This is a genomic window from Massilia sp. 9I (assembly GCF_902506415.1).
Classification (GTDB): domain Bacteria; phylum Pseudomonadota; class Gammaproteobacteria; order Burkholderiales; family Burkholderiaceae_D; genus Telluria.
On sequence record NZ_LR733275.1, the window covers coordinates 5,501,284 to 5,513,514 of the forward strand.

At 63.5% G+C, this 12,231-nt stretch carries 8 protein-coding genes; 6 read left to right on the forward strand and 2 right to left on the reverse strand.

Annotation, left to right across the window (positions count from 1 at the left end):
- Positions 1-54 precede the first annotated feature (54 nt).
- A complete protein-coding gene (locus GV068_RS24715; RefSeq protein ID WP_159704348.1) occupies positions 55-540 on the reverse strand; it encodes an aromatic-ring-hydroxylating dioxygenase subunit beta in 486 nt (161 codons plus the stop codon).
- A complete protein-coding gene (locus GV068_RS24720) occupies positions 537-1,829 on the reverse strand; it encodes a Rieske 2Fe-2S domain-containing protein (RefSeq protein ID WP_159704351.1) in 1,293 nt (430 codons plus the stop codon). Before GV068_RS24720 ends, GV068_RS24715 begins: the two co-directional genes overlap by 4 nt.
- A 258-nt stretch (positions 1,830-2,087) precedes the next feature.
- Here GV068_RS24720 and GV068_RS24725 point away from each other — a divergent pair, with 258 nt between their 5' ends.
- The 6 genes from GV068_RS24725 to GV068_RS24750 form a co-directional block, all read left to right on the forward strand.
- Positions 2,088-2,738, forward strand: a complete 651-nt coding sequence (locus GV068_RS24725; protein WP_159704354.1) for a TetR/AcrR family transcriptional regulator — start codon at positions 2,088-2,090, stop codon at positions 2,736-2,738.
- 295 nt (positions 2,739-3,033) lie between these two features.
- Positions 3,034-4,893 (forward strand): DUF1302 domain-containing protein, encoded by a 1,860-nt coding sequence (locus GV068_RS24730; RefSeq protein WP_159704357.1) that lies wholly within the window; start codon positions 3,034-3,036, stop codon positions 4,891-4,893.
- 19 nt (positions 4,894-4,912) lie between these two features.
- Positions 4,913-6,262: a DUF1329 domain-containing protein gene (locus tag GV068_RS24735; protein WP_159704360.1), complete on the forward strand. Its 1,350-nt coding sequence runs from the start codon at positions 4,913-4,915 to the stop codon at positions 6,260-6,262.
- 112 nt (positions 6,263-6,374) lie between these two features.
- Positions 6,375-7,490 carry a YCF48-related protein gene (locus GV068_RS24740; RefSeq protein WP_159704363.1) on the forward strand — a complete coding sequence of 372 codons (1,116 nt, stop codon included), beginning with the start codon at positions 6,375-6,377 and terminating at the stop codon, positions 7,488-7,490.
- 16 nt (positions 7,491-7,506) lie between these two features.
- Positions 7,507-9,918 (forward strand): RND family transporter, encoded by a 2,412-nt coding sequence (locus GV068_RS24745; RefSeq protein ID WP_159704366.1) that lies wholly within the window; start codon positions 7,507-7,509, stop codon positions 9,916-9,918.
- A gap of 71 nt (positions 9,919-9,989) precedes the next feature.
- The coding region (locus tag GV068_RS24750; protein ID WP_159704369.1) for a methylmalonyl-CoA mutase family protein at positions 9,990-12,231 on the forward strand (2,242 nt) is incomplete at its 3' end.

Below are 12,231 nucleotides of genomic sequence, written 5' to 3' on the forward strand. Positions count from 1 at the left end.
CTTTCCTTCGTAGTGGGAGCATGCGCATGCGGCCCGCGCAGCGGGCCGTGCGGCTTACAGCAGGATGCTGACCCGTCCTTGCGGCCGCAGGCCGTCCAGGTCGAGCAGGCAACGTTTTTTTCTGATGCGCAGGGCGTCGCCCTCGCGGCACAGCAGGTAGTGGTAGGCGCCGACGAACAGGTCGGTATTTCCCCACTTGGTGCGGTAGACGGCAAAGGCGGCGCTGACCAGGATGTCATCCCCCTCGGCGCCCAGCACCCGGACGTTGCTCACGAGGTGGCGCGTCCGGGAGCGCGGCGATTCGGACCACATGCTCTTTTTGTTCAAGCGGATCACGCGCTGCTCCAGACGTGTGCGATCGTCCGCGATGTAGAACAGGCTATTGTCCGGATCGGCATCCTTGGCCAGGTCGGTCGACGGTACTTCGTAGCGCGCGTCGGTCGCGTACAGGGCCAGCCAGTCATTGAGTTTCCACTGGTCGAGCAGGTCGGCCTCCAGGAACAGCAGGTCCTCGACAGCGCTGCGGGTCGGCAGGTTCATTTGCGCGCTCCTTTCCGGTCGATTGCCGGCTGAATGCGGCGGCCCCATTCCGACCAGAAGCTGCGCATCTGGATTTCGTCAGAATAGCCCGCTTCCATGCCCATCCCTTTCGACATGTCGTTCCATTGCACATGCTGTTCCATGCCGTTCTGGTAACCGCTCTGGCAGGATTCGAGCGCCTCGACATCGTCGGGCGTGGCGAAGCCGCCTGGCCCGAGGAATTCAAGAAAGTTATCGAGGCGGTACTTGCGCGCCCACTCCGATTCGGTTTGAGGCGCCATCGCCCAGCCGGTCACGTGCAGGCTGTTCGGTGCAGTCGGAAAGAAGGTGCGGAAGGTCAGCGCCATGATGTCGTTGATGACGAGATTCGGGAAGATCAGCAGGTTGCGGTTCTTGAGCGCAATGCGGTCCGCCTTTTCTTTCCCATGTAGCTCCTCCAGGCGGGCGCGGATCGCATCCACCTCCACCTTGCCCTGTTCGCCCCAGGCCGGCACCCAGTTCGCGATCGGACGCCCCCATGGTGCGCTGTACTCGATCACGGCGTGCCCATTGTCCAGCTTGGTGCCGACGCCTTCGAGCCCGACCTTGTTCATGCCCTTGCCGTGGATGTTGGCGAGGTAGTCGAGGTAGGTCGAGTGGGTGGTCGCTGCGTGGTACCCGTCGATGCTGTTCTCCACCAGCAGCTTCCAGTTTGCGCGCAGGGAGTATTCCTGCATGCCATTGACGGCTACAAGGCCCGATTCGGCCTGGTCGAGTACCAGATCGAGGTATTCGCGTGCGTTTCCCAGGTATTCTTCGATCGACACGGTGGTTTGCGAAAAATTGACGAAGCACAGTCCGCGGTAGTTGGCAAAGCGGGGTACCGCCACCAGGTTGCCACGCTGCTGCTCCTTGAAATGCACGCTGTAGCGGTCCGCGCCGGGCTGGCTCTTCAGGCTGCCGTTATTCGCGAAGATCCAGCCGTGATAGAAGCACTGGAAATGCTTGGCATTGCCCTTTTGCTCACGGCACACCTCGGCACCGCGGTGGGGACAGGTATTGAAAAACGCGTTCAAGCGGCCGTCCGAATCGCGATTGAAGATCAGGTTGCGCCGCGCAATAGTGCGGCGCACGTAATCGCCGTTCTTGCTCACCTCGGATTCATGACCGACATACAGCCAGCACTTGTTGAACAGCTCCTCGTACTCCGCCTCGAACACGTCTGCGGAGGTAAACGCCGCCCGCGCGACCTGAAACATTCCTTGCTGTTCGTTCTCGACGACAAGCGCTTGCACATCTGATCCAGCCATCTCTGTCTCCTTTATTCTGTGCCGTTGTCGGATTGGCCGAGGAGAGCTAATTCCCGGTCAACTAACAAACCGACCATCCTGTCGGTAAATGAAATATACAAGGCCAAAATTCCTGAGTCAAGCATTACTGCGCGTTGTTTGGCACCTGACATGGTGTGCGCATTCCGCGCCGAGACGGCAGGCTTCTGGAACCATGGCGCAGCGGGAGCCGTTGTAATATCATCCCGAAGTCTTAACTTTTTGAAATCTCCAGCCAACATGAGTGCCACACAGACAGGACGCCGCTCACAGGCGGAGCGCAGCGCCGAAACGAAAGAACGCATCATCCTCGCGGCCATCAATCTATTGCGCAGCCGCGGCTTTGCCGGCCTGCGAGTTGCCGACGTCACCGAGGAAGCCGGGGTGTCGCGCGGCGCGCAGAGCCACCATTTCCATTCCAAGGCGGATCTTGTGCTGGCCGTGTTCGCCAGGATGTTCGAGGATGCGGGACGGGAGAGTGCCGGACGCCTCGCCGAGGTCGGCGAGGACGACGACATCGTTGCTGCCATGGTCGAGGACGCGGCCAACTTCTTTCTTCACCCGGACTTTGCCATCGGCCTCGACCTGCTGGCCGCCGCCGAGCGCGACCCGGAACTGCGCGAAGGCGTGCGTGCCATCTCCCGTGATAACCGACTTGCGGTTGAAGATGCCTGGCTGGCCGAACTGGAGCGGCGCGGCGTCTCGCACGAGGCCGCGCTTGACATCCTGTGGCTGGTCTTCAGCACGATCCGCGGCCTGTCTGTCCGCATGCTGTGGCAGGTCGACACCCCGCGGTTCGAGCGTGTCAAGCAGCTGGCCTACGAGGCTGGCCGCGCCCTCTATCTCGACAGCGGCGGCAAGCCCGCCAAAAACAAGAAGCACGCCGCCTGACCCTCCGGACGACACGTCCACCACCTCCCTTCGTTCTCCCTCCATTCGATCGACTTGGCCGGCCGCCGCGCCGGCCCGCTCCTGCGCGCGCCAATCTTTCCAAAACAACTTGACACCACGATACGAGCTCCATATATTTGCAGACAGACTGGTCTGTTTGTAATGGAGCGTGGGCGACGGCCCTGCCGCTCGCAGAAAGAAGCATAAAAAAGCAGCGACTCGTTCGCGCGTGGCCGCCACGGATCGGGAGGCTTCGCCACACCACAATTCAAACGATCCATTGGAGGAGACATAGATGAGAAAGCACTATCCGGAGCCGGAGCGGAGCCGGCCTGTCGCGCAGCACCCGACGACGTTGCCGCGCAAGGCGGTCATGTGTTCGCTGCTGGCCCTTGCGGGCCTGCATTCCGGCGCCGGGATGGCGGCCGAGTTCGTGACAGCCAATGGCGTCGAGGTCCGCACCTCGCTCAACGCCTCGCTCGGCACCAGCATGCGCATGCGCGAAGCCGACAAGGCCCTGATCATGGTCGGCAACGGCGGTACGGGAGGCTCGAGCCATGACGACGGCAATCTCAACTACGACAAGCACGACACGTTTTCCACCATCGCGAAACTGATCGGCGAGGTTTCGCTCAAGCGCGACAATGTCGGCGTCTTCCTGCGCGCCAAGGCCTGGCACGATTTCGAACTGAACAACAGCGGCGTCCCCCATGGCAGTTCGGCGAATCGCTTTACGCCGGGTGCAGCCTTGAATGACGACGATTTCGATCGCCTGTCCAAGTTCTCGGGCGTGGCCCTGCTCGATGCCTACGCATCCTGGAATACCGAACTGGGCGAGGATCGCCCGCTCAGCATCAAGCTCGGCAACCAAGTGGTGAACTGGGGAGAAAGCCTCTTTGTCTCCGGCATCAACCAGTTCGGCGCCTTCGACCTGTCCGCATCGCGCCGTCCCGGTTCGCAGGTCAAGGAAATCCTGATGCCGATTCCCCAGGTCTGGGCCAACCTCGGCATCACCGACAACCTGAGCGCCGAAGCCTTCTACCAATTCAGGTGGAAGAAAAACATCCTCGACGGCTGCGGTACCTACTGGTCGATCTCGGACGTCTACAACTGCTCTGACCGCGGAGTCAACGTGCCCGCCGGTCCGCTGGCCAATTCGCCCGACCGGGTAACGAATGCCAACGGCACCGCGATCCTCGCCAATGCCGGCGACATCGATGGCAAGGACAGCGGCCAGTTCGGCCTCGCCCTGCGCTACTTCTCGCAGGAGCTCGCTACCGAATTCGGCGCCTACGCGGTGAACTATCACCAGCGCTCGCCGGTCATCAGCATCCTGTTCAACGCGAGCCCTGCGCCGTCGGCCTTTGCCTCCGGCACCAGCCGCCTGCAATACGCCTGGGACTGGTCGGGCGAGGACATCAAGGTGTTCGGACTAAGCTTCTCCACGAGCCTGGGCGGCTGGTCGGTGTTTGGCGAAGCCAGCAAGACCAAGGACCTGCCCGTGCAGCTGAACGGACTGGACCTGCTGCGCGGCGCTTCCGCCGGTGTCGGACCGCTGGGCTTCCTGGCCGCGACGCCGCGTAACGCCAACATCCTGTTTACCGGCTATGAACGAAAGGACAAGAGCCAGTTCCAGGTATCGACCCTGAAGATCTTCCCGCGTGTGCTGGGTGCCGAGTCCGTGACCCTGCTCGGGGAGGTGGCCTACCAGCGCTGGTCAGGGATCGGCGACCCCAACACGGGCAAGCGCTACGGCCGCGCATTTGTGTATGGCCAGGCAACCACTTCAACCCTCACCAACTGCACGGCCGGGGGCGCTGCCGGCGCCGGCAATCCAGCGCCGGCGTATTGCGAGAACGAGGGCTTTGCAACGTCCAGTGCCTGGGGATACCGGATCAACCTCGAAGGCAGCTACCCGGACGTCATGGCCGGTGTCAACCTCAAACCACGGGTGTTCTGGTCGCACGACGTCAAGGGCTACTCGGCCGACTCGCAGTTCGTCGAGGATCGCAAGATGCTCGGGCTCGGCGCCCGCTTCGACTACCTCGGCAAGTACTACGCCGACCTGAGCTACAACCGCTTCAACCGCAAGGCGAAGTACGACACCTTCCATGACCGCGACTTCGTGTCCGCTGTGGTCGGCGTCAATTTCTAAGACATAGACAGGAGACACGATGAAAACCACTACGACGGCATTCCGCCGCGCCGCACTGATCATCCTCGCCGCCGCCGGCAATGCAATGGCCGACCTGACGCCGGAGGAGGTCGCGCGGCTGGGCAAGGACCTCACGCCGGTCGGCGCGGAACGCGCGGGGAACAAGGACGGCAGCATTCCTCCTTGGGAAGGCGGACTTACTTCGGCGCCGGCCGGCTTCGACCGCAGCAAGGGCTACGCAGATCCGTTTGCGTCGGACAAGGTGTTGTACACGGTGACCGCCGCCAACGCCGACCAGTACAAAGACCTGCTGGCGCCCGGACAACTTGCCATGCTCAAGCGCTACCCGACGTACAAGATGCAGGTCTACCAGAGCCGCCGCACCGCCGCCTATCCGAAGTCGATCTATGACCTCGCCCGCAGCGAAGGCGCGCAAACCAAGCTGGCAGACGGCGGCAATGGTGTGATCGGCATGAGCAAGGGCACCATCCCCTTCCCGGTGCCGAGAAACGGCCTGGAGGTGCAATGGAATCACCAGGCGCGCTATTTCGGCGGTTCGTGGACTCGCTACAACGCGGAATTCCCGGTCCAGTCGAATGGTGCGTTCACGCCGACGACACGTGACGAGACCTTCGTCGCGCCCTGGGCGCTCGACAAGACCGATCCGAACCGCCTGTACTATTACCTGGCCAAGCTGACCGGCCCCTCCAACGTGGCCGGCGACGGCGTGCTGGTGCACGAGCCGCAAGACCAGGTCAAGGAGCCGCGCCTGGCGTGGATCTACAACCCCGGGACCCGGCGCGTGCTGCGCGCGCCGCAGTTTGCCTACGATGCGCCCGGTACCGGTTCGGATGGCTTGCGCACCATCGACGACCACCTGGGCTTCAATGGCGCACCCGACCGTTTCGACTGGAAGCTGATCGGCAAGAAGGAGATGCTGATCTCTTACAACAACTTCAAGCTGAGCGACAAGAGCCTGAAGTACAAGGACATCATCCAGCCGACCAACATCCGGGCCGACCTGCCCCGCTACGAAAAGCATCGCGTCTGGGTGGTCGAAGCCACTGTCAAAAAGGGCATGCGCCACATTTACGCCAAGCGCGTGTTTTACATCGACGAAGACAGCTGGTCGATCGCCCACGCCGACCAGTACGACGGCCGTGGGGAACTATGGCGCGTGCGCGAAACGCACCTGATGCCCTATTACGACCAGCCCATGACCTGGGCCATCACCGAGGTGCTCTACGACCTGCAGTCGCGCCGCTACCTGGTCACCGGCATGATGAACGAGGAGAAGCCGATGCGTTTCGGCGAGAAGATGACGCTCAAGTCCTTCGCGCCTGAAGCGATGCGTCGCCAAGGCAACTAAGCGCCATGCAAGGCCGCGGCCCCGGTCGCGGCCTGCTTTCTTTTTCGTTACAGCGAGTCATCCAATGCAAGCCCGACCTCTCCCCATTCAGCCATCCGCGTCGACATCCTCTTTGTTCAGGCTGCTCGTGCTGGCCACCGCCGCGCTGGCGCTGGCCCCCGCCCCCGCCACCGCCGCCATCGACCTGTTGAAGGTCCCTGCCCTGCAATCCCCGATCGCCGCTAAGGGCACACTGCTGGCAGTGGCCAATGCCGGCAAGGCGATCGTCGCAGCAGGCGAACGCGGCATCATCGTCTACTCGCACGATCAGGGCGTCACCTGGCGGCAAGCCCGGGTACCGGTATCGGTCACCCTCACCTCACTGTATTTCGTCTCCGACCAGCTCGGCTGGGCGGCTGGCCACGACGGCGTGATCCTGCGCACGGTCGACGGCGCCCGCACCTGGCACAAACAGTTCGACGGCAACGTGGCCAATGCCCTGATGCTAGACGATCTGAGGCGACGCCGCGCCGCGGCACAGGCGGCCGGGGCGGCGCAGGCCGAGCTCGCCGACACCCTGGACAACGCCGTCGCCGACCTGGAAGGAAGCGCCGCCTTCGGTCCCTCCCTGCCGCTGCTCGGGATCTGGTTCGCCGACGCCGACCGTGGCCTTGCCGTGGGCGCATTCGGTCAGTTGTTTCACACCGCCGACGGCGGCCGCAACTGGGCAACCTGGGGCGCCCGCATCGACAATCCGGAAGGTTTTCATTACAACAGCATCAACCGGATTGGCGACGGCAGCCTGGTAATCGCCGGTGAAGCCGGCAAGCTGCGCCGTTCGCGGGACGGCGGAGCCAGCTGGGAAACCCTGGATACCGGCTACGCCGGCCATCTGTATGGTGTGCTTGCCCCGGCGGGCAGCAAGGCCATCGTCGCATTCGGCTTCGGCGGCACGGTGCTGCGTTCCGAAGACGACGGCAAGAGCTGGAAGGCGCTGCCCAGGCTGGTCAACAAGGCACTGGTCGGCGGCATGGTCGCGCCCGACGGCAGCCTGGCGCTTGCCGCCGGCGACGGCCAAGTGCTGGTGAGCCGTGACGGAGGCGCCAGCTTCACCCTGGTCAAGGCGGGTGCCGGCCGGCCACTCGCCGCCCTGCTGCCGCAGCCCCTGGGCGACAAGCGCCTGCTCGCCGCCGGATCCGGCGGGACACGCATCCTCGTGCTGGACCAACCGCCTCACGCAAGCCCTTGAACCGAGCGAGCTACCTATGAATAAACACGAACAATCATCGGCCGCTGCGGATGCACACCCGCGTACGACATCCCGATGGGATGCCGGGGCTTTCCTGGAAAAGAACTTCGTGCGCCTGCGCATGCCGGCCATGGTCCTGTTCCTCCTGCTGACGGTACTGTTCGCATGGCACGCGGCGCAGCTGCGGCCCGACGCCAGCTTCCAGAAAATGGTGCCTTCCTCGCACCCCTACATCGCCAACTACCTGAAGTTCGAAAACGAACTGCGTCCGCTCGGCAACGTGATCCGGGTTGTGGTCGAGAACACGGGCGGCGACATCTACGACAAGCAGTTTCTCGATACGCTCAAGCAGGTCACCGATGAGGTGTTCTATATTCCAGGCGTCGATCGCGGCGCCCTCAAATCCCTGTGGACGCCGAACGTCCAGTGGCTCGAAGTAACGGAGGAAGGACTGACCGCCGGCCAGATCGTCCCCCAGGGCTTCGACGGCACGGCAGCCTCGATCGAGGCGGTGCGCGCCAACGTGGCGCGCTCGAGCATCATGGGCACCCTGGTGGCGAACAACCACAAGTCGGCGATCGTGCTGGCCCCGCTGCAGGAAGTCGACCCCGAGAGCGGCGAGCGGCTCGACTACGGCAAGCTGTCGGACCGGCTCGAGCAGCTGGTGCGCGACAAGTACCAGCACGGGAACATCAAGATCCACATCATCGGCTTCGCCAAGATCGTGGGCGACCTGATCGAAGGCGCCCGCGCCATCGGGGTGTTCTTCGCGCTCACCTTCGCGCTCACGGCCCTGGTGCTGTACCTGTATTCGCGATGCTGGCGCAGCACCGCCGCCACGCTGTTCTGCTGCACGCTGGCGGTGGTCTGGCAACTCGGCATCGTCAGGATGCTTGGCTTCGGGCTCGACCCCTACTCCATCCTGGTGCCCTTCCTGACCTTCGCCATCGGCGTCAGCCACGCCGTCCAGAACATCAGCACGATGGCCACCGAGCGCGTGCTCGGGCGCACGAATATCGAAGCGGCAAAAGCAAGCATGCGGGTCCTGTTCATTCCAGGCTCGATCGCCCTGCTGTGCGATGCGGTCGGCTTTTCGACGCTGCTGGTGATCGACATCGGCGTGATCCGCGAACTGGCCATCAGCGCCAGCGTCGGCGTGGCCGTCATCATCGTCACCAAGATGTTCCTGTTGCCGATCCTGATGTCCTACCTCGGCGTCAGCGCAGCGGGCCTGCGCCACCAGCAGCGCCGCATGCAGGGCAGCTATGCGTGGGCGCACTGGCTTGCGCGCGTGGCCGAACCACGTAACGCCTGGATCGCGGTCGGCATCTCCGCCATCGTCTTCGCCGGCGGATTCACCCTGAGCCGTGACCTCAAGATCGGCGACCTCGATCCCGGCGCCCCGGAACTGCGGGTCGACTCGCGCTACAACCTCGACAATGCCTATGTCGCGGCCAACTATGCGACCAGCCCTGACGTATTCGTGGTGATGGTCACCACTCCAGTCGGCGAGTGCGGCGCGTATCCGGTGGCCGCCACGGTCGACCAGTTCCAGTGGCACATGGAGAACGTGCCGGGAGTCGAATCGACCTCGTCGCTGTTCACCTCGATGAAGCGGGTGCTGGCGGGACAGAATGGCGGCGACATGCGCTGGCAGTCGGTCACGCGCAACCGCTACAGTGCGAATGCCGCGCACCGCATGCTGCCTACCGAGCTGTACAACAGCGAATGCTCGATGGTGCCGGTACTGATCTTCCTGAAAGACCACAAGGCCGAGACCCTGACAGCCGTCGTCAATGCGGCGGAAAAGTTCGCCGCAGAGCATAACGACGACAAGATCAAGTTCACGCTGGCGGCAGGCAATGCCGGCATCGATGCCGCGACCAACATGGTCATCAAACAGTCCGAGCCGCTGATGCTGGCGCTGGTTTACGGCATCGTCGCGCTGCTGGTGTGGTGGGAGTTCAAGTCGCTGCGCGTCACCCTGTGCATCATGCTGCCCCTTTACATTACCTCGGTACTGTGCGAAGGCATCATGGCAACGCTCGGACTGGGGGTGAAAGTCGCGACGCTGCCGGTGATCGCCCTGGGCATCGGCATCGGAGTCGATTACGGGATCTATATCTATAACAAGATGGAATATTACTTCCAGCGCGGCCTGGCCTTGCGCGAGGCTTACTTCGAAACCCTGAAAACGACAGGCGTCGCAGTGGCGCTGACGGGTGTCATGCTTGCGCTTGGCGTCGCCACCTGGATTTTCTCGGACATTAAGTTCCAGGCGGACATGGGCTTGCTGCTGGCGTTCATGTTCCTGTGGAATATGTTTGGCGCAGTGGTGATGATCCCGGCCCTGTGCGCACTGCTGGTGCCCAAAGGCGCGTCCAAGGCCGCGCCGGCACAGGACCTTTCCGAACCGGTTTGCGCCTGACGCCAGGCGGCAAGGGGACCCTGTCCCCTTGCCGATGCAGTACCAACCTCCCCTTCTCACGTGAGTTGCTTGTGACCGACCTCTCCATCATCAACCAGATCGACGATTCCCGGCTGTTCAACAAGGTGCGCTTCGTCACCGCCGCTTCCCTGTTCGACGGCCATGACGCCTCGATCAACATCATGCGCCGCATCCTGCAGTCGAACGGCGCCGAAGTGATCCACCTCGGCCACAACCGCTCGGTCGACGAAGTCGTCACCGCGGCCCTGGCCGAAGACGTGCAAGGCATCGCCATCTCGAGCTACCAGGGCGGCCACGTCGAATACTTCAAGTACATGATCGACCTGCTGCGCCAGCGCGGCGGCGCCCACATCAAGGTGTTCGGCGGCGGCGGCGGCGTGATCGTCCCGAGCGAGATCGAGGACCTGCACGCCTACGGCGTCACCCGCATCTTCAGCCCGGAAGACGGCCAGCGCATGGGCCTCGTCGGCATGATCCGCTCGATGCTGGAAGCCTGCGACGTCGATCTGTCTTCCTACGCACCGACCTCGATCGAGGCCCTGCAGCAAGGCGAGATCGCGGCGCGCCATCGTCCGCTGGCCCAGCTGATCACCGCGCTGGAAAACGGCAAGGCCGACGCGAACCTGCGCAAGCAGATCGTGGACGCCGCCGACAGCGTCAAGACCCCGGTACTGGGCATCACCGGTACCGGCGGCGCGGGCAAGTCTTCGCTGACCGATGAACTGATCCGCCGCATCCGCCTCGACCAGGGCGACCGCCTGAACATCGCCGTGATCTCGATCGACCCTTCGCGCCGCAAGTCGGGCGGCGCCCTGCTGGGCGACCGCATCCGTATGAATGCGATCAATCCGTGGAATGGCCAGGCCCGCGTGTTCATGCGCTCGCTCGCCACGCGCGAAGCCGGTTCCGAGATCTCGCAGGCCCTGCCCGACGTGATCGCGGCCTGCAAGGTGGCCGGCTTCGACCTCGTGATCGTCGAGACCTCGGGCATCGGCCAGGGCGACGCCGCCATCGTGCCCCACGTCGACACCTCGATGTACGTGATGACCCCGGAATTCGGCGCCGCCTCGCAGCTCGAGAAGATCGACATGCTCGACTTCGCCGACTTCATCGCGATCAACAAATTCGACCGCAAGGGCGCCCAGGACGCGCTGCGCGACGTCGCCAAGCAGTACCAGCGCAACCGCGAACTGTGGAGCCGCCAGCCGGACGAGATGCCGGTCTACGGCACCCAGGCTTCGCGCTTCAACGACGACGGCGTCACCGCCCTCTACCACGGCCTGCTGCCGAAGCTGGCGGAGCTGGGCCTGAAGGTGGAAGCAAGCAAGCTGGCGCCGCCGAGCCAGAAGTACTCGAGCGGGAAGAACGTGATCGTGCCGCCGGCACGCGCACGCTACCTGGCCGAAATCGCCGACACGGTGCGCGGCTACCACCGCAACGTGCGCAAACAAGTGCAGCTCGCGCGAGAGCGCCAGCAACTGAGCGAGACCAAGCGCATGCTGGCCGCCGCCAACCGTGAGGTGGTGCTCGACGACCTGATCACCGAGCGTGAGAACGCCATGGAAGGCGGCGCCAAAAAACTGCTGGCGATGTGGCCGGACATGCAGGCCGCCTACGCGGGCGACGACTACGTCGTCAAAATCCGCGACAAGGAAATCCGCACCCGCCTGGTGCAAAAGACCCTGTCGGGCAACCCGATCCGCAAGGTCGCGCTGCCGAAATTCGAGGACCACGGCGAGGTCCTGCGCTTCCTGATGCTGGAAAACGTGCCGGGCTCCTTCCCCTACACCGCCGGCGTATTCGCCTTCAAGCGTGAAGGCGAAGACCCGACCCGCATGTTCGCGGGCGAAGGCGATGCCTTCCGCACCAACCGCCGGTTCAAGTTAGTTTCAACTGGCATGGACGCGAAACGCCTGTCGACCGCGTTCGACTCGGTGACCCTGTACGGCGCCGACCCGGCCCTGCGTCCCGACATCTACGGCAAGGTCGGCAACTCGGGCGTGTCGATCGCGACCCTGGACGACATGAAGGTGCTGTACGACGGTTTTGATTTGTGCAGCCCGTCGACCTCGGTCTCGATGACCATCAACGGACCAGCCCCGACCATCCTGGCGATGTTCATGAATACCGCCATCGACCAGCAGATCGACAAGTTCGTCGCGGACAACGGCCGCCAGCCGACCGACGACGAAGCGGCCAAGATCAAGGACTGGGTCCTGATGAACGTGCGCGGCACCGTGCAGGCCGACATCCTGAAGGAAGACCAGGGCCAGAACACCTGCATCTTCTCGA